The organism is Neobacillus terrae (assembly GCF_011393025.1).
GTDB lineage: Bacteria > Bacillota > Bacilli > Bacillales > Cytobacillaceae > Neobacillus_A > Neobacillus_A terrae.
Map to the genome: position 1 here is coordinate 13,795 of NZ_JAAOEO010000016.1, position 19,751 is coordinate 33,545.

General features: G+C 41.4%; 16 protein-coding genes. 2 read left to right on the forward strand and 14 right to left on the reverse strand.

The genetic code is table 11. The features are described from left to right. Window positions 1-58 precede the first annotated feature (58 nt). From argF to G8761_RS19060, 10 genes are all read right to left on the reverse strand, one after another. The gene (gene argF, locus G8761_RS19015; RefSeq protein ID WP_166029549.1) at window positions 59-1,024 is read right to left on the reverse strand and encodes an ornithine carbamoyltransferase; all 966 of its coding nucleotides are present in this window, start codon (window positions 1,022-1,024) and stop codon (window positions 59-61) included. A 14-nt stretch (window positions 1,025-1,038) separates the two neighbouring features. Next, window positions 1,039-4,245, reverse strand: a complete 3,207-nt coding sequence (gene carB, locus G8761_RS19020) for a carbamoyl-phosphate synthase (glutamine-hydrolyzing) large subunit (RefSeq protein ID WP_166029550.1) — start codon at window positions 4,243-4,245, stop codon at window positions 1,039-1,041. Then, the gene (locus G8761_RS19025; protein ID WP_166029551.1) at window positions 4,238-5,317 is read right to left on the reverse strand and encodes a carbamoyl phosphate synthase small subunit; all 1,080 of its coding nucleotides are present in this window, start codon (window positions 5,315-5,317) and stop codon (window positions 4,238-4,240) included. The genes carB and G8761_RS19025 overlap by 8 nt, the downstream gene beginning before the upstream one ends. 14 nt (window positions 5,318-5,331) lie before the next feature. Next, the gene (locus G8761_RS19030) at window positions 5,332-6,510 is read right to left on the reverse strand and encodes an aspartate aminotransferase family protein (RefSeq protein ID WP_166029552.1); all 1,179 of its coding nucleotides are present in this window, start codon (window positions 6,508-6,510) and stop codon (window positions 5,332-5,334) included. Continuing rightward, window positions 6,503-7,300: an acetylglutamate kinase gene (gene argB / locus G8761_RS19035; protein WP_166029553.1), complete on the reverse strand. Its 798-nt coding sequence runs from the start codon at window positions 7,298-7,300 to the stop codon at window positions 6,503-6,505. The genes G8761_RS19030 and argB overlap by 8 nt, the downstream gene beginning before the upstream one ends. Window positions 7,301-7,315: 15 nt before the next feature. Next, window positions 7,316-8,548 (reverse strand): bifunctional ornithine acetyltransferase/N-acetylglutamate synthase, encoded by a 1,233-nt coding sequence (argJ, locus tag G8761_RS19040; RefSeq protein ID WP_243450088.1) that lies wholly within the window; start codon window positions 8,546-8,548, stop codon window positions 7,316-7,318. 39 nt (window positions 8,549-8,587) lie between these two features. Then, entirely contained in the window at window positions 8,588-9,613 is a 1,026-nt protein-coding gene (gene argC, locus G8761_RS19045; RefSeq protein ID WP_166029555.1) for an N-acetyl-gamma-glutamyl-phosphate reductase, read from the reverse strand. A 588-nt stretch (window positions 9,614-10,201) separates the two neighbouring features. Beyond that, a complete protein-coding gene (locus G8761_RS19050; RefSeq protein ID WP_166029556.1) occupies window positions 10,202-10,663 on the reverse strand; it encodes a hypothetical protein in 462 nt (153 codons plus the stop codon). 272 nt (window positions 10,664-10,935) lie between these two features. Continuing rightward, the gene (locus tag G8761_RS19055) at window positions 10,936-11,307 is read right to left on the reverse strand and encodes a DUF3147 family protein (protein WP_166029557.1); all 372 of its coding nucleotides are present in this window, start codon (window positions 11,305-11,307) and stop codon (window positions 10,936-10,938) included. Beyond that, window positions 11,294-11,671, reverse strand: a complete 378-nt coding sequence (locus tag G8761_RS19060; protein ID WP_166029558.1) for a DUF3147 family protein — start codon at window positions 11,669-11,671, stop codon at window positions 11,294-11,296. Before G8761_RS19060 ends, G8761_RS19055 begins: the two co-directional genes overlap by 14 nt. A 324-nt stretch (window positions 11,672-11,995) precedes the next feature. Between G8761_RS19060 and G8761_RS19065 the strand changes: the two genes are divergently transcribed. Further along, entirely contained in the window at window positions 11,996-13,135 is a 1,140-nt protein-coding gene (locus G8761_RS19065) for a fused response regulator/phosphatase (RefSeq protein ID WP_166029559.1), read from the forward strand. Between the two features lie 148 nt (window positions 13,136-13,283). Here the strand turns inward: G8761_RS19065 and G8761_RS19070 are convergent, their stop codons facing one another. Together G8761_RS19070 and G8761_RS19075 are read right to left on the reverse strand one after the other, a co-directional pair. After that, entirely contained in the window at window positions 13,284-14,090 is an 807-nt protein-coding gene (locus tag G8761_RS19070; RefSeq protein ID WP_166029621.1) for a CheR family methyltransferase, read from the reverse strand. A 61-nt stretch (window positions 14,091-14,151) separates the two neighbouring features. Continuing rightward, window positions 14,152-16,953, reverse strand: coding sequence for a response regulator (locus G8761_RS19075; protein ID WP_166029560.1), 2,802 nt, complete (start codon window positions 16,951-16,953; stop codon window positions 14,152-14,154). A 367-nt stretch (window positions 16,954-17,320) separates the two neighbouring features. Here G8761_RS19075 and hmpA point away from each other — a divergent pair, with 367 nt between their 5' ends. Continuing rightward, entirely contained in the window at window positions 17,321-18,607 is a 1,287-nt protein-coding gene (gene hmpA, locus G8761_RS19080) for an NO-inducible flavohemoprotein (protein WP_166029561.1), read from the forward strand. A gap of 116 nt (window positions 18,608-18,723) precedes the next feature. Here hmpA and G8761_RS19085 read toward each other — a convergent pair whose 3' ends face one another. Next, a complete protein-coding gene (locus G8761_RS19085) occupies window positions 18,724-19,071 on the reverse strand; it encodes a YkgJ family cysteine cluster protein (RefSeq protein WP_166029562.1) in 348 nt (115 codons plus the stop codon). A 92-nt stretch (window positions 19,072-19,163) separates the two neighbouring features. Continuing rightward, a complete protein-coding gene (locus tag G8761_RS19090) occupies window positions 19,164-19,553 on the reverse strand; it encodes a GNAT family N-acetyltransferase (protein ID WP_243450089.1) in 390 nt (129 codons plus the stop codon). Between the last annotated feature and the right edge of the window lie 198 nt (window positions 19,554-19,751).

Genomic DNA, 19,751 nt, shown 5'->3' on the forward strand with positions numbered 1-19,751 from the left:
TGTAATTTTTCTGAATTTGATCAAAACAACAGGGACTGCGCACCAGCAGTCCCATTTTTTATCCCATTAACAGTTTCATGATTGCCTTTTGTGCATGCAGCCGGTTTTCAGCTTCGTCGAAAACAACAGAATGCTTGCCGTCAAGGATTTCAGCTGTCACTTCTTCCCCACGGTGTGCCGGCAGACAATGAAGGAACAAATAGTCCTTTTTCGCATAGCTGCAGAGCTTTTCATTCACCTGGTATGGGGTAAAGATTTTCATTCTCTCCTGCTGTTCTTCTTCCTGGCCCATGCTTGCCCAAACATCTGTGATGATCACATCGGCATCACTTGCTGCTTCAGCAGGGTCATTGGTCAGAATAACTTCTCCGCCTGTTTTTGCCGCTTCCTTTTTCGCACGCTGGACAATCATTTCATTCGCTGCGTAGCCTTCCGGGCTCGCAACAGCAATTTTCATGCCAACCTTTACAGCACCTTCGATCAAGGAGTGTGCCATGTTATTTCCGTCACCTACATAGCAAACCTTCAGTCCTTCCAGCTTTCCTTTGTGTTCAAGAATGGTCAGCAGGTCGGCCATTACCTGTGTGGGATGATGGTCATCAGTCAATCCGTTAATAATCGGAACATCCGCATGATTCGCCAGCTCTTCAATTTTTGAATGTTCAAATGTCCGGATCATAATGCCATCTACATATCGGGAAAGAACCTTTGCGGTATCTCCTACTGTTTCACCACGTCCCAATTGGATGTCGCGGGAGCTTAGAAAAATAGCGTGGCCTCCAAGCTGCAGCATTCCCACTTCAAAGGAGACACGGGTTCTGGTTGAGGATTTTTCAAATATCATCCCCAACACTTTTCCCTGCAGGAAGGAGTGCTGCTTTCCTGCCTTCTGCATCTGTTTTAATTCTTTTGCCTCATCAAGCATATAGAGAATTTCTTCCGTAGAAAAATCATTTAGTGTTAAGAAGTTTTTATTTTTAAATTTAGGCACTTTCTCGTTTTGCATTTTTAAAGTGTAAGTCATTCTCCTGCCCCTTTCTATACGAGCGATTGATTCATTTTTAGATATTCATTGATTTCCAGACATTCTGCTTCCAGCGCCTCTGGGCATCGGATAAAGCTTTGGAAGGTTTCAAGATTTGTAAAGCATGCAACCTGATACCTAGTTGCCATGGACCTCATCTGGAAGCCGAGAGTCTGGCTGTTTCGTCCTTGGGTCGGAATGTTAAGAACTGCCGAAATCTCTTTATCTTTTAAGAGTTGTTCTGTTTCTGCCAGGCTGGAAACTTCTCCAGCGTGAACACCATGGCTTTTTAAAAATTGTGCCGTTTTCGGAGTTGCCATCAGCTGTTTTCCCTGTTCAGCTAATTCCTTGATTAATGGAAGTGCCTCGGTTTTGGCTCTATCGGTAATGGAACATAAAATTGCTCCTGATTGACCTGATTTCTTTGCCCCTTTTTTATATGCTTCGTCAAAGGTCATTCCAATTCCGATTAATTCACCGGTCGACTTCATTTCTGGTCCGAGGATATGGTCGACATCCTTTAGTTTTTTATCTGAAAAAACTGGCTGCTTTACGACTGTATAGGAAGGCTCATTTAAAAGTCCGAGTCGGTGTGTGATTTCTCCAAGCTTTTCGCCCAACTGGCAGCGGACCGCCCATTCAATCATTGGGATTCCGGTTACTTTGCTCATGATCGGCGTCGTTCTGGAGGCTCTTGGATTGACCTCTAATACATAAACGGTGTCGTTAAAAATGACAAATTGAATATTCATCAGGCCAACTACTGGAAGGCCGCAGGCAATTCGTCCCGAATATTCAACCAGCGTTTTCTTTATTTCTTCACTAAGGGTTAAAGGAGGAAATACAGCAATGCTATCACCGGAATGGACTCCAGCTTTTTCAATATGCTCCATGATTCCCGGAATAACAATATCTTTCCCGTCACTGATAACATCGACTTCACATTCAAGCCCAGGATAGTAGCGGTCCATCAACAGCGGCCAAATTCCTTCGTCTGCCTGCTGTAAAAAAATCTTTTTATAATTAGCTAAGTCATCATCATTATTTAAAATAAACATTGACTGTCCGCCGATTACGTATGAAGGGCGTACAAGTAAAGGATAACCGAGCCGAGCAGCGGCACTATCGATCACCGCAGCGGTTTCGACTATTTCCCCTTCAATATGAGGGATATCTAGATCGTTTAAGAGCTGATAAAACTGTTCCCTGTCTTCTGCAGCATCGATGCAGTCCATGCTTGTTCCCAGGATTGTCAGTCCTTCTTCATGGAGGGCTTGAGCGACATTTATTGCCGTCTGGCCACCAAATTGAATCAGCACCTCTTTAATTTGCTCTCGCTTGATAACCTGGAGGATATCTTCTGCAGCAAGCGGTTCAAAATATAATCGGTCCGCAACCGTATAATCAGTACTTACTGTTTCTGGGTTGTTATTGATAACAATTGCCTCATAGCCTTTCTTTTTAAGGGCAAGCGCGGCATGGACGGAACAGTAGTCAAACTCAATTCCCTGGCCGATGCGGATGGGTCCGGAACCAATTACAAGAACCTTTGGTTTGCTAGAATCCAGTTCCAGTTCATCTTCACCATGATAAGTAGAATAATAGTAAGGCGTGATTGCCTCAAACTCAGCGGCACAAGTATCGACCTGCTTATAAACCGGCTGGAAACCGAGGCTCTCCCAGTGATCGCGCACCTCTTTTTCCTTCTTATTAAAAATGCTAGCAAAAAATTTATCGCTAATTTGGTTTTTCTTTGCCCAAATTGCCACATCCTGAGGAATCTCTTCCAGTGTTTTATAGGATCGAAGCTCTTTTTCAAAATCTGTCAGTTTTTTAATTTTAGCGAGAAACCACATATCAATGGCAGTGATCTTTTGAATAGTCTCGATATCCGTTCCTCTATAAAACAACTCGGCGATTTGGTAAAGCCGTTCGTCCGTGGCGGTTTTAATCGATTCAGCCAATTCTTCATATGCCGTTTCGCCAAAACGGTTGCCTGTCAGGCTGAAGAAGGATGTGTTTAAAGAACGGATTGCCTTATTTAAGGCTCCTTCAAAGGTACGGTCAATAGCCATCGCTTCACCTGTTGCCTTCATCTGAGTTCCAAGCGTCCTGTCTGCTTCAGGGAATTTATCAAATGGAAACCTTGGAAGTTTGACAACAATATAGTCAATTGCCGGTTCAAAGGAAGCAAATGTATTTCCTGTTATAGGGTTCACAATCTCATCAAGATGAAAGCCAATGGCACATTTTGCAGCAATCCTTGCAATTGGATAACCTGTCGCTTTCGAGGCGAGTGCCGATGAACGGCTCACCCTTGGATTTACTTCAATAATGCAGTACTGATTGGATTCAGGATTGAGCGCGAACTGAATATTACAGCCGCCGATGACACCAAGTGCGCGAATAATTTTTAAAGAGGAATCCCTTAGCATCTGGTATTGAGTGTCAGATAATGTTTGAGATGGTGCCACAACAATGGAATCGCCGGTATGAACACCAACCGGATCAAGATTCTCCATATTGCAAACAATAATACATGTATCGTTTGCATCTCTCATTACCTCGTACTCTACTTCCTTCCAGCCTTTGATACTTCTCTCCAGCAAAACCTGGCCAATAGGGCTTAAGGATAAACCCTTTTTCAAAAGAGGAACTAGTTCTTCCTCGCTATTGGCAAATCCTCCGCCTTCACCACCGAGCGTAAAAGCAGGACGGCTGATTAGCGGGAAGCCTGTTTCCCTGGCAAAATCTAAACCTTCCTCAACCGTACTGATAGATAGGGAATCAGGAATTGGCTCATTTAATTCAATCATCAATTGTTTAAAAAGCTCCCGGTCTTCCCCTTTTTGAATCGAAGCAACAGATGTGCCAAGAATTTTAACTCCGTACTTTTCTAAAATCCCTGCCTGGTAAAGCTGGACTGTTAAGTTTAATCCTGTCTGTCCTCCCAGGGTTCCAATTAATCCATCTGGCATTTCTTTTTTTATAACCGCCTCTATGCTTTCAACAGTCAAAGGCTCCATATACACTTTGTCAGCTACTGCAGAATCGGTCATGATCGTAGCGGGATTATTATTTACCAGAACTACCTCAAGGCCTTCCTCCTTGAGGGCAAGGCATGCCTGCGTTCCTGCATAGTCAAACTCAGCGGCCTGGCCAATAACAATAGGACCTGCACCTATTACTAACACTTTCTTAATTTCTTTCAATCTAGGCATTTTGCATTTCTCCTGTTTCCGCAAGCTGCTGGACAAATTTTTTAAAAATATGAGCTGTGTCATTTGGGCCTGCATTGGCCTCAGGGTGAAACTGGACTGTCTGAAGCGACAGCGTTTTATGTTTAAGCCCCTCCACAGTGTTGTCATTTACATTTTTATAGGCAATATCAAAGGTTTCCTGATCAATGGTATGCTCGATAACTTCATAGCCATGGTTCTGAGAAGTAATCCACACCTTGCCGGTTTCAAGCTCCTTTACAGGATGGTTGGCTCCCCTGTGACCAAATTTCATCTTTTCAGTTTTACCTCCAAAGGCGAGGGCTATTAGCTGATGGCCCAGACAAATTCCAAGAGTAGGTAAGGCCTCTGCCATTTTCTTAATCTCAGGAAAAAGTGGTGCGAGTGCCATTGGATCCCCAGGGCCATTACTTAGTAATAAGGCATCTGGATTGAGGGCGCTGATTTGCTGGTAGGTGTAGTTATAAGGGACTACCGTTACCCTGCAGCCTTCTTCAAGAAGTGAGTCAAGGATGGACCTTTTATAACCATAATCAACCAGGACAACGTGGGGTCCCTTATTCCCATGTACTTCCGGCTCCTTAACAGAAACCCTTGGAACCTGACTGCTTGAAAAATCAGTAATCCATTCCTGCTTTTTGCCTGCGAAGCTTTTATCCGATATCCAACCCTTCAACGTTCCGTGTTTGCGGATTTTTTTCGTAAGGCTTCGGGTATCTATCCCCGCCAGGCCGGCCACTCCGAAATGGCGCAATTGGTCAGAGAATGATTGATTGGCCTGAAAATGGCTAGGTTCATCACAATGTTCACCAATGATTACCCCAGATAAATGCAGGGTGTCAGCTTCGAAATCAAAGGAATTCATCCCGTAATTCCCGATCATTGGATAGCAAAACACCACAATCTGGCCTGCATAGGAAGGATCGGAAACGATCTCTTGGTAGCCTGTCATACTGGTGTTAAACACCACCTCGCCGCAAGCTTCACCTGCCTTTCCGATAAAGCTTCCTTCATATATGTCGCCGTTCTCCAAGATGAGATACCCTTTATCCATTGTTTTCCCCTTCCTTAGGCTTCTGCTAAAATATTTCCTAATGATTTAATAAACTGATCACATTCTTCTTTTGAAGCGGTCAAAGGCGGAAGAATCCGCAATACATTCGGACCCGCAGTCAGAGCAAGCACCTTTTCTTCCTCTCTTAATCTATTTACAAGTGGCCCCGCCTCTGTATCCATTACTAATCCCAAAAGCAGCCCTTTTCCTCTTACATCTTTAATTTGGATATGCTTGCTTTTTAATTCAGCCAGTTTTTCGAGTAAATAATTACCGAGGTTCTGTGCTGCTTCAGCCGCATTATTTTGAACCATATATTCCAGGGTTGCAAGACCTGCTGTTGCTGACAGCGGATTTCCTCCAAATGTACTGCCGTGTGTGCCTGGCCCAAGTACCTTAGCTGCTTCAGTCGAAGCAATAATCGCTCCAATAGGAAATCCTGACCCTAATCCTTTTGCCAGAGATACTGCGTCAGGCTTTATTCCGTATTGCTGAAAAGCGAATAAAGTTCCTGTCCGGCCCATGCCTGTCTGTACCTCGTCAATCATCAGGAGCATTTCTTTTTCGCTACAGATTTCTGCCAGCTTATTCACCCATTCCTGATCAGCAGGGACGACACCGCCCTCACCCTGAACAAGCTCAAGCAAAACTGCGGAAGTATCTAGTTCCTTTAATTGCTGCAAAGCTTCTTCGCTATTAAACTCCAAATAAATGAAGTCATTTGTTAAAGCTGAGAAGCCGGCCTGGATTTTTTCCTGGCCAGTGGCTGACAGAGTAGCAAGCGTACGTCCGTGGAAGGATTGTTTAAAGGTTGCAATTTTATTGCTTCCTCCCTTTTCTGCTCCATGTTTTCTGGCTAGCTTAATCAAAGCCTCATTCGCCTCAGCCCCGCTATTGCAAAAAAACACCTGGCCTCCAAAGCTGTTCTGAATTAATAATTCTGCAAGCTTTTCCTGTGCCGGTATATGATACAAATTGGAGCAATGCCAAAGGCTTTGAAGCTGATCCTGTACTTTTCCGTAAACGGCATCAGGCACATGCCCCAAATTACAAACCGCTATACCTGAAGTAAAATCGAGATACTTTTCTCCTTTATCATCCCAGACGAAGCTTCCTTTTCCTTTAACCAGGGTAAGTGGAAATCTGGAATAAGTGTTCATTACAGCACTTGTTTTAAGCAGTGAATTAGGCATGCAATAACTCCTCACTTAAATATATTTTTGTTCCAATTTTTTGTCCTTTACAGTAGGCGGAAATCGCCTTTTCTGCTTTTCCGCTGAAAATGAGTACTTCTTTTACTCCGTTTATTAATGCTTCCCTGGCACCGTTTACCTTTGGAATCATGCCTCCGGTAATGGTTCCGTCTCCTATCAGCATATCTGCCTGAGTGGTAGAAACAGCGGATAAAATTTTCCTTTCTCCAGCTTCATCACTATAAATACCAGGTATATCGCTCATTAACAGCAAAGGGCATTTTAATGCTGAAGCGATAGCTGCCGCCGCAGTATCTGCATTAATGTTAAGGCGCTGCCCTGAAGCGTTCTGTCCCACAGGAGAAACAACCGGAATATAACCTTTCCCGCAAAGATCAATAAGCAAATCTTCAGTTATTTTTTTCGGTGAACCAGTATATCCCAGCTCTTCACTGATTTGTTCTCCTTGGATCAGCCCGCCGTCTATACCGCTTATGCCAACTGCCCGGCCCCCTGATGACTGAATGCTCCTGCAGATCATTTTATTTACAGAACCGCTTAAAGCCATCTCGATTACATCCAGCATTTCTACTGTCGTTACTCTAAGACCGTTTACAAAGGTAGTTGGTATATCCAATTGGCCAAGCAAACGGGTAATTAATTTACCTCCGCCATGAACAATAATAGGCTGATACCGGCCTTCAGATTGGATTTCAGCCAGTTCCTGGTAAAAGGTAGGAGAAACATCGTCTATAACACTGCCGCCTGCCTTAATAACTAAGTATTCCATTCGCCAGGTCCCTCCTTACGTCCTGTACGAGGCGTTAATACGGACATAGTCATATGTCAAGTCGCAGCCCCAAGCCACGGCAGATTCGAGACCCTGATTTAAATTAACACTGATTTTAATTACTTCATTATCAAGATAAGCTTTCGCTTCTTCTTCACTAAATGGATATGGAAGTCCGTTTTCAACAACTGTAATCGGTCCGATATTGGCAGAAATTTTTGAAGGATCAAGCTTTTTGCCACTGTAGCCGACTGCACATATAATCCTTCCCCAGTTGGCATCACTTCCGAAAACGGCCGTTTTTACAAGGCTGGATCCTACGATAGTTTTACTTATTGCTGTGGCGGTTTCCTTATCAGGACATCCGATAGCCTCTACTTCAATCAGCTTGGTAGCGCCTTCGCCGTCACGGGCAATCATTTTCGCCAGTTCACGCGATACATAGGAGAATCCATCCAGGAACACCTGCCAATCCTTATGTTCAGGTGTTAATGGTGAATTTTCCGCAAGGCCATTTGCCAGAGCAAGCACCATATCATTTGTACTTGTATCACCATCAACTGTAATCATATTAAAGGTTTGGTTCGTTGTTGCCTTTAATGCCATGCTTAAAGCCTCAGCAGTAACAGCAGCATCAGTAGTGATAAATCCCAGCATTGTAGCCATATTTGGATGTATCATACCCGACCCCTTGGCAGCACCGCCTATGATAACCTCTTTTCCATCAATGATGACCTTTACTGCTATTTGTTTTTCGGTTGTATCTGTTGTTAAAATCGCCTGTTCGAAATTTCCCGGCTGTCCGATGGAAGCATCTATTTGGTTGATTCCTTTTATAATTTTTTCAATAGGAAGCTGTTCCCCAATTACCCCTGTTGAAGTAACAGCCACATAATGAGGGGTAATCCCTAACACCTCAGCAAATTGGCTTTGCATAGTGCGGGCATTTTCCATTCCTTGATCCCCCGTACACGCATTGGCATTTCCGGAGTTGACAAGAATCGCCTGTACTTTATTTTCCTTAGCAACACTTTCCTGTGTAACGATTAGTGGTGCAGCCTGGAATAGGTTAGTCGTGTATACCCCTGCTGCTGAAGCCGGCACTTCCGAGAAGATCCAGCCGAGATCAAGGCGCTTTCTTTTAAGCCCGCAATGCAGGCCGCCTCCTTTAAATCCACGAGGAGAAGTGACGCTTCCTCCTTGTATTTCAGTAAATACGCCCAACTCCTGCGCAATAATTTCTCCCAACTTTGTCCCCTCCAACGTCATATTAAAAATTTGCCTTGTTTATGGAAAAACAGGCGTCATATTTAGTCCTTCAGTTTCATTCCATCCCATCATCAGGTTCAAGTTCTGAACAGCCTGCCCGGCTGCACCTTTTACGACATTATCAATCACGGAAACTACCATAATTTGATTGGTTCGCTGATTAATCGCAAACCCGATGTCACAAAAATTAGAACCGTAAACCTGTTTTGTAGATGGGTAGGTTCCCCCCTCACGGATTCTTACAAAAGGACTTGTTTCATAAAAGTCCCGGTATAATGCTTCAATTTGATCCTGTATGAAGCTTTTTGCCATTTTGGCGTATATGGTGCACATAATTCCCCTTGTCATCGGGACGAGATGAGTACTAAAGGTAACTTGGACCGGTTTGTTTACCTGTTCAGATAAAACCTGTTCAATTTCTGGTATATGCTGGTGTTTGCCAAGTTTATAGGCTGATAGGTTTTCGTTCGTCTCCGGGTAGTGGGTGGTCTGGGATAATCCCCTCCCAGCTCCTGAAACACCGGATTTTCCATCAATAATAATGGAATCAGGTTCAATCCATCCCTGCTTCAGCAATGGAGTAATCCCCAGAAGCGTTGCAGTTGGATAACAACCAGGATTAGCAATAAAGCGACTGTTAGAGATTGTCTCTCTGTAAAATTCACTCAGCCCATAAACCGCCTGGTTTAAATGCTCCATTTGTGCTGGAGACTTTCCATACCATTCTTCATATAGTTCTGGTGATTTGAGCCGAAAGTCACCCGATAAATCAATAATTTTAACATCTTTGACTAAAAGCTTGGGTACTTCGTTTTTGCTAATGCCGGATGGTGTTGCATAAAAAACCACATCCGTTTCATCTGCATTTAATTTTGATAGCCTCGGAATTCCCAAGCCGGATAAATGGGGATAAATCTCAGAGATATCTGCTCCTTCACTGGTGCCTGAGACAACTGAATGGATCTCCACATTGGGATGATTATGCAGGAGCCGGATAAGTTCCAGCCCGCTGTAGCCAGTTGCCCCCACTATTGACGCCTTCATTCAATTCAACTCCAATGGATTCATTTTTACTATGTTGATAATTATACATATTAATGGATTAATATACAAATAATAAAATATAAAAAATTAAAAAAATACTAATTTTATTTTTCCACCCGCAGGATTCTGAACACTTTATTTTGCCTTTTATCCTAAGAGGGTCAGCTCGTTTTTTCTATTCGTTTTCCGTTAATACATAAATATTCAGCATGCTGTATAAAGTGCAAAAAATCCATCCTGTAAAAAAACTTTATTGTATTTTCACTGTGAGCATAGATAGTAAGATGGGATTCTGATAAGGAGCAGTTGCAGACTATGAAAATATTTTTTTGGACAAGTAGAATGGGATCAAAAGGTATTACCTCTGTGTGTTATAATTGTTGATAAATATACTAATTTAGGATCATTGGTAATTACTATGAGATATCCAATTGGACATGGCGTGATCCAGTAACGCCATTGAATCAGTTAAATAGAGTGATATATTCCAATAGGAAATTTCAATAAAATCAAAAAGGGGGTTCGGAATAAAGCATTCCGAACCCCCTTTTGTCGACAAACTGAAACTCCGGCAGAACCGGAGTTTTTTTAGTTTATTTCGATCTCAAGCTGTCTCGTTACAGCACCAAACACCTTTTTTTCCACGTATTTTGGCGTATAGCTGTAAAAATGGCTGAGGCGGAGATTTTCAAATCCCTCAAGAGCATTAATGGTTTTTTCAATATATTGGACTTGATGTGAGGATGAAGCTGACGCATATTCCTTATCGGGAAGCTGTATGATATATTTCCCCTCTTTTAAGACATCCTTTGGAATTCCTTTTACAGCAAGACGGTTCAGCTTTCTGTTTACTTTCCAGAGTGAAATTCCTTCAATCTTTTGGTAAATATTTAATCTTTGTTCGATGTTTTCCTTAAGGGTGGTTTTAAGCTGTTCCAACTTATATACCCTTTTTTCAACCAGCTTTGAAAAAAATAAAGCCACCCGGTTTTCTCCTGTGTCTTGGCTTTTTATTGTTTTCTGCCACTTTTCTTTTTTCTCTAGTAACATCGTGCTGCTTCCTCCAATTCTCATCTTCAAAAAAATATTCGAGCCCCTCAGTTGTTTTCTGGGTGCCTTTCAATGGTACTTTATGAACAAAATGAGTGAACTGCCGCCCCCTTTCAACTGATGAACTGGCAAGCCTCCTCTCGTACTCGATCCGTGCTCTTGCCAGCCCCTTTTCCGGAAAAGTACCGCAGATTCACTCAACAATAGTGGCTACCAAAAAAGACTGCTCCTTCAGGGAGTTATTCCCCGACATAACAGTCTCTATTGTATCTTTAAGCTCGACTCAAACTTCTTTTCTTTGTGTGTTCTTTCATTTCAGAAATGGCGAAAGAACTGCCAAGCCATAAAATAACTCCTGATATAATACTAAACATCCAGTTTCCGCTTGCCTGGAGAACCAGAAGAACTGTGGCCACACACACAATACCTCCGATCATTCCAAAAACGGAACCTGTAGCAATATTTGCTGCTTTTTTAGAACCAGAGGAAATGCCCATCATTAAAACGGCTGTGAGCATTACTGCCGGAAAGGCTGCGAAGATACCGCCAAGTATTTTCCATGGAGAGATAACGGTTACGAGATAGCTTAAGGCTACTGCTGAACCCCCCAATAAAAATCGAAGTAATAAATCATTTTTTTTCATGAAGTCCACCTTTGCTTTCATAATTAGATGTAATCATTACAACAACCATTGATACAACAAACCAACACACCATTGCCTCAGTTAAACCGCGCTTCCATCCCTGACGAGGCAGCAGGTAACCAGCTAAAATCGCTACACCAATATTTATAGCCATTCCAAATATGGCTCCCTTTGACAACAGAATCGAATGAGAAATAAGTTCTTGTCCATGAAAATCCAGACCGTTTGTTAAGAGTGCTGCCAAAAATACGGCAGGAAAAGCGGCAAAAATTCCACCTGCCCTATCCCCCAGCTTACGCGAAATTATTGTTGAAGCAATTACAGCAGTTCCTCCGAGAATAAATCTGATCAATAACGCACTCAATGACAATCCACTCACTTTTGTTCGCCTCTCTCTGGATATTGGAAACTATATTATGGTGAGTAAGCCCACGTTTGTGAATACTATCACAAAGCTTGCTACAGTCTCTATTTTAACGCAGAAACCGATAATTCCCTGTGAACATTTTATTAAGATTTTTGAAGCATTTCTATTCCAGGTGGTGAGTTAAGTTTTTTCCACTAGCAGTTTTAATAGGTTTATTTACTTTCGTGGAGGGTATTAATAGAAAGGCACTTTAATCTCTTTATTCTTTTAAAAAAGATATAATAGATTAAAAGGTTATAGAAAAAGATGAGGAGAAGCAAAATGTCGATAGTTATTGTAGACGACAACCATGTTAACCTGTACCTGATTGAGAAAATTCTTCACAGGGCAGGATACCAGGATTACATATCTCTTACTTCTGCACAGGAACTTTTTGATTACTTGCAGATTGACAGCAAATATCCAGAACCTGTGCAAACCGATGTCATTCTAATGGATATTATGATGCCAGAAATTGATGGTATCGAAGCATGCAGGAGACTTCAGAAAATACCGCATCTTCGTGATATACCTGTTATCTTTGTAACGGCACTCGAAGATACTAACAAGGTCGTAGAGGCTCTTGATGTTGGCGGAATTGACTACATAATGAAACCAATAAATAAGGTTGAATTACTGGCTCGTATAAGGGTAGCTCTTAGACTGAAATATGAAAAAGACTGGCATAAAGAACAGGAAGAAAAAATCCGGAAAGAATTGGATTTATCCATGAAGGTTCAGACGAGCTTGCTGAGCGAACCGGTATTGAAGGAAAATCTAATAATAAAGGCCTCCCACCTGCCTGCCAATAAATTGGCGGGCGACATGTATTACTGGTATAAAATCAACGATGATCAATATGGAATTATTCTGTTGGATATGATGGGCCATGGAATTTCCGCTTCCCTTGTATGTATGTTTATCAACTCGGTTTTGCGGGACGCCATCCGAATCCATGTTGACCCTGAAGCAGTCATTAAGGAATTAAATCGCTGGATGGCCCAGATCAATCGAAAAGATTCTTCTATGCATTACTACTTTACAGCTATTTATCTAATTATCAACATAAGTAAAAAAACAGTGGAGTATGTTAACGCAGGGCATCCTCCAGGCTACATACTAATTGACAATCAGGATGTACATAATCTTTCTACAGGCACCTGTGCTGTTGGTTTTTTCCCGGAAATGGACGTTAAAAAGACGGTTATCCATTATAAGGAACATGTTCAGCTTCTTCTTTATACGGATGGAGTAATGGAAGCACTTGAAGAGAATGGAGAGGATGGTCTGCTGCTCCTCAAAGAATCAGCCTCTGCTGAATGGGCAAATCTCAAGGAATCCAATCCAATTGACTATGTATTGCCTAAAGAGCTTCACGGCAATCAGCCGGACGATATGTGTGTACTAACGATTCAGGTATAAATGTATTTAGTTAAAAAGAACCTTCGGATTCGGGGGTCTTCTTTGCGTTTCCTCCGAACTATGAAGGACAAAAGCTACGGTCCGACCATATATAAAAGTCTTTCACTCTGGCTTGTCCTCAAACCATAACCAAAAAGCAGGGATGCCCTTATGGCGATCCCTGCTCTTTTTTTTGATAAATTTTCTCAGCAACATCAAAGTTATGGTATTTTTCTGATATGTTCATAGCCCTTAGAGTTTCTTTGTTTCCAAGGCCTAAAAATCCGCCCTCACAAAGACTTTCATAAAAAAGGGCATTAACCTTGGCCTGAAGGTCTGCATTAAAGTAGATCATGACATTCCTGCAAATAATCACATGGAATTCATTAATGGATCCATCAGTTACTAAGTTGTGCTGAGTAAAAAAGATATTTTTAAGCAAATTTTCATTTAAATAAGCATTTTCAAAGTCTGTTCTATAATATTCCGAAAATGCTTTTTCACCGCCGGCTTGCAGATAGTTTTTAGTATAGGACTGCATCCGTTTCAAATCGATAATCCCTTTTCCCGCTCCTTTTAAAACAGCCTCATTCATGTCAGTCGCATATATCCTTGCCTTATGGTAAAGCCCCTCCTCCTCTAGGAGAATAGCCATAGAAAAAGCCTCTTCACCGGTTGAACAGCCAGCATGCCAAATTCTTATTTCCGGAAGCTCTCTCAAAAAAGGAATGACCTTCTTTCGAAATGCACTGAAGAAGGCTGGATCTCTAAACATTTCTGTTACATTAATGGAAAAATCCTCAAGTAGTATATCAATATATCCTTCTGTATGAAAAACCTTTTCGATTAATTGGCTGATGGATGAAAGCCCATCCTGCCTCATCCGATGCTGTACCCTTCGGAAAATCGATGAGCGCATATACTCCCTGAAATCAAAGCCGGATAATCGAAAGACAGCCTGTAAAAGCAAATCCATTTCTAGTTCTTTTATTTCATCATCATTTATTAGATGTACCAACTTTGTCCTCTCCTCCCTTTCAGTTTTTAGAAGGATTAGACAGCCATACTCTTAGCACAGATAAAAGCTGATCCATCTTGATAGGTTTACTAATATAATCGGATGCGCCAGCCTCAAGACATTTCTCCCTGTCACCTTTCATGGCTTTAGCTGTTAATGCTACGATTGGCAGATCGTCATATTTCTTTTCAGTCCGGATTTGCCTCATCGTTTCATAGCCGTCCAGGCCAGGCATCATAATGTCCATTAACACAATATCAAATTCTTTTCCTTTGTTAAGGATATCCAGACACTCATGACCGTTATGTGCAGTAGAGATATGCATCCCTTCATGCGCCAGGGCCTTTTCCAATGCAAAAATATTACGGTTATCATCATCCACCACAAGAACTTTTTTATTTTGTAAGTGATTCGATCCAGCCCCAGAAGGATTTATTGGAATGTCTTTCTCCTGGATAACCGGTTCACTCTCTGTTTCAACTGGCATTGCTGCCGCTACTTCTTCCGAAGCTATTAGGGTTGCTTCCTGCATTGTTAATCCTGCTGGAAGGCTAGGAATATACAGGGTGAACTTGCTGCCTTTTCCTTCCTTACTATCAACCTCAATCCAGCCTCCGAGCAAGGCTGCAAACTCCTTACAAATGGCAAGTCCTAATCCGGTACCACCAAACTTCCTCATAGTAGCTCCGTCCACCTGCTTAAATGCTTCAAAAATAATCTCCTGCTTGTCTTCCGGAATGCCAATGCCTGTATCTTCTACTGTAATTTCAAGCCAATCCACATCAATGTAGGAAAAATTAGCTTTTTTCATAGTTTCGGGCGAAGGAATCCCTATATTAACAGAAACCGAACCTGACTCTGTAAATTTAAATGCGTTTGACAGCAGGTTTTTGATAATCTGCTGAAAGCGCTGTTCATCAGTATAAAAAATCCCTGGTGTTTTTTCATCTTTTACAATATTAAATTGAATGCCTCGGCTTTTAGCAAGATGGGTAAAGTTTCTCTCCAAAATGCCTGGCAGTTCGCTTAGGTTCATTTCACCAAATACCATATCAAGCTTGCCGACCTCCACTTTAGAAAGGTCTAAAATATCGTTTATCAAAGAAAGAAGATCCTGTCCGGAACTATTTATGACTCTGGCAAATTCCTTTTGTTCTTCTGATAACGTTTCTTCTGTTCCATCTGAAAGCATCTCAGAAAGTATCAGAATACTATTTAATGGTGTTCTCAATTCATGTGACATATTCGCCAGGAATTCTGATTTGTATCTTGAACTTAATTTAAGCTGCTCAGCCTGTTTTTCAAGATTGATTTTGACTTTTTGCAGTTCTCTTGTTTTTTGCTCACTTTCAAGATTCCGTTCCGCCAGCTGCTCATTTATCATGCGAAGTTCTTCAGACTGTGATTGCATCTCTTCTGCCTGTGCCTGCAGCTCTTCTGATTGCGATTGGAGTTCTTCCGATTGAACCTGCAATTCCTCTGTCTGGGCTTGCGATTCCTTGAGGAGCCTTTCAATTTCCATCCTGCCCTTAACACTATTTATGGTAATTCCAAGAGTCTCGAGTGCCTGTGTAAGAAACTTCCGTTTTTTCTCATCGAAAGCTTCCAGGCTGGCAATTTCAATCATTGCCACTGCTTCATCTTCAAAAAGGACAGGGGCAATCAGAATACTTTTTGGCCTAACCACTCCAAGTCCTGAGGTAATCAAACGATAACCCTCTGGTATATCTTCGATAAGATGTGCACGCTTTTCGATAGCTGCCTGTCCAATTAGTCCTTCGCCAGGAAGAAATTCATGCCTTCCTGCTTCCCCATCACTGCCTGCAAAAGAAGCTAGTTTCCGAAAACGTGTCTTTTCACCTTCACCCACTTTTGCGTAAAAAGCACCATAGGCTGCATCCAGCATTGGCGCGAGACTGGTTAGGAAGCGGCCTGCCAGAATATCCATGCTGACAATGCGCTGATACATAGTTGCCAAATCTGCTAGTCTGGTTTGGATCCAGTTTTGCTCTTCAATTTTGGAAGTGAATTCTTTTTCCTTAAAACTATAGTTCTCGAGTGAGCCAGCCATCTCATTAAAAGCTGAAGCAATATCGCCTATCTCATCTTTTGTTTTTACACGGATCCTCGGAAGAACCGATAAATCTTTATAATTCAGTGTTTTAATCACTTTGGTAATCGCACGAAGATTATTCGCCGTGCTCCTTATTACCCAATATCCAATTACTGCGGTAGCAATTAGTGCAAGCAGCAATCCCGTAATAAGAGTGTTAATAGCATCCTGGTAGGTATTTTTAGCTGATTTCAGGCTCGATTTCATTAAACTTTCCTGGAAATTTTTAAAGCCATTTAAATTCTTAATGACTTCAGTGCGTCTTTCATTCTGCACAACAAGAAGCGGCCGTAATGCGGTTTTATCTCCCCGTTTTATGGCTTCTTTTACCTGTGTTTCTGTTTCCGTATAAGAGCGATAGCTCTCCTCAATTCTGCTTAAAAGGTACCTTGATTTTTGCCGATTTACGATTCCGGTTAAAGTACTGATATCTTCAAGAAGAATAGTATGGTTCGTATTCAGTATTTTATTGCTTTCCTTAATTTCCTGCTCATCATTTGAAACGGTCATACTTAGCAGTTCACGGTCGGATTGAAAGAATAATTGCCTCATATCTGTAGCTAAATTCACTTTTGTATACCTGTCATCCATGATATCCTGCATATTATTCTTCATGGAATTAATCATATAAAATATTCCTGCCATCAATGAAACAATTAGCAGCAGGATTGCACCAAAGCCAATAATCTGTTTCTTTTTAAAACTCACTTAAGCTCCCCCTTTCCAAAAATCTTTTATATGTTGAAAAACTAGTAAATAAGTTCATCTATTAATATACCTTATTTTTTATAGTAGTTCCAAAATACAGCCGGTATTAAAAAGGAAACCATTTTCTCTATTCTTTTTTTTCGTTCCTATTATTTATAAATCCCCATGATACTTGCAACAAGTGCACACTACTTTTTACTATTCTTTCTTCCTTTTAGGACAAAGAACATATAATAATGGAATCTTTATTTTTCTTCATTTATTTTTAGTAAAATAGTCCGAAATTGGAAAAGAAGTGAATCATATCCCAATATAAGGGTAAATTATTTTAGTGAGATTTCTGATAAAAACAACCGGGGGTAATCCTATGGAAAATCAAAACTCCGATAGTCAAAAATATTTGTGGGCGGATGTTGTAAAGTCCGTAAAAAAGTTAGACCCTAAAAAGCTGGAAATCGTGAAGTCTACTCTACCTATTATCCAGGAACATGGTGAAACGATTACAAAACATTTTTATCAAAGACTTTTTAAGAACCACCCAGAATTGAAGAATATTTTTAATATGACACATCAAAAAACAGGCCACCAACCAAGGGCGCTTGCGAATGCCGTTTATGGTGCTGCAGCAAATATTGAGGATATGAGTACAATTATGCCAGTCCTTGAGAGAATCGGGCAAAAGCACCGCAGCCTCCAAATCAAGCCGGAACAGTATCCAATCGTTGGAGAGAACCTGCTAGGTGCAATAAAAGAAGTCCTTGGTGATGCGGCTACAGATGAAATCATTGATGCCTGGGCAGATGCTTACGGTATTATTTCCGATGTTTTCATCCGAATGGAGGACAAGCTGTACAAGTATGCAGCAACTCAGCCTGGTGGATGGGCTGGCTTTAAGGATTTTGTTGTTGCCAATAAAGTTCCGGAGAGCGACGTGATCACTTCCTTCTATTTAAAGCCAAAGGATGGGCAGGAACTTCCTCGTTATACTCCAGGCCAATATATTACAATGAAACTTGATGTCGAGCAGGAAGAATATACTCACCTAAGACAGTATAGCCTCTCTGACCGTCCAGGGCAGGATTATTACCGAATTAGTGTGAAACGGGAGGATGCCCCGTCAGAAGAACTCCCTCCTGGCGTGGTTTCAACCGATTTGCATAAGCTAATCAATGAGGGAGATATCCTCCCAATCACATCGCCTGCCGGAGATTTTTATTTGGATATGAATAGCACCCGTCCGGTTGTACTTTTAAGTGGAGGTGTCGGACTTACTCCGATGATGGCCATGCTGAATACGATTGTTGAAGAGCAGCCTGAAAGACAGGTAACGTTTATACACGCCTCGCTTAACGGGAAAGTACATGCTTTTAAGGACCATGTACGTGAAATGGCAGAACAGCATGAAAATGTGAAGTCCTATGTAATTTATGAGAAGCCGACAGAAGAGGACCAGGCAGCTAAAAATTATGATAAGGATGGCTATATTACGCTTGAGTGGATGAAGGAAACACTAAAGTCGAATGACGCTCAATACTATTTCTGCGGACCTCCACCGTTTATGAAAGCTGTTAACTCTTTCCTTAAAGGCTTTGGCGTTCCCGAAGAGGACATTCATTATGAATTCTTTGGATCCTTTGGTGATTTGGAAGGTTAATATGCACCTAAATAAAGCTCCCGCTGCAGCGGGAGCTTCTTTATTATGTATTTCATTAATACTTATCGGCCCTTCCCTTACTTCACCGAAATTCGAGCAATAAGCGGCGGTCACTTTTATCTAAAATAATCCCACTTATAATCAATACTTAAGATGCCGGCAATCTCAGGAATGGGTCCCCTATCCTTTTTCACAGCCAGTTCAGGCTTTCGGAAGCATGCCACTTTTTCATAATATCCAAATTTCCGGCAAACTTCAGGACGTGCTGAATAGATACCGCATTTATCCTTTTCTAGATCATAAAAAATGCAGGTCCCAAAATACCGTTTTTGATTGGTGAGCTCCTCTCTAATCTTAGAGGGCATTGAATTTACCTTTTTCTTTATCTTTATAAGTTCTTGTTTGGTCACAGCGACAGGACCGCAGCAAAGCCCTCTGCATCCCTGGCAAGGCAGCGTCTCCAAAAACTTCTCCCCTTTTCCCTTATTTTAAACTTTTGTAAACCTCTTCCCAATTTAGAGGTCTGGCAAGCCGGTTCTCTACCTGCGGTAATGGTTCAAATCCAAATCGTGCATATAAGGTGGGCATCCTGTGTAGCTAGCATGAAGTTTGTTCCCTTCAATCTTGGATGACTAACAATGGTGTCGATTAGCCATTTACTTAATCCTTTTCCTCTGTATTCGGGAAGGACAAAGACATCTCCAAGCCATGAAAATCTCACCAAATCGGTAACAACTCTTGCAAAACCTGCCTGTTTTCCCTTACCCTTCTCTGGATTCCCCTCATAAATGCCATAGCAAAGCGTGGAATTTTTAATAAGTTCATTAATTATTTCAACCGTAACGCTTTTATCCCACCAATAGGCCTCATTTTTTAAAAATTGGTGTATGGCGGATGAATCTAAAAACTCTTTATCGTGATATAAAAGCCGTCTTTCCGCATCCATATTCCCTTTTCTACAGCATCCATTTTATTTCCTCCTTTTTTCTCGAACTATATTTTAACGCTTCTGCTAAATTTGCTTGTTGATTTTAGCTCCAAAATTAAAATGAGTTTTACATAACTATTTTAAAAAGTAAATCATTACTTGTCTCCACTAAGTTATTAGTTTGAACCCGCTTGATATATTTTTCAAATATAGTAG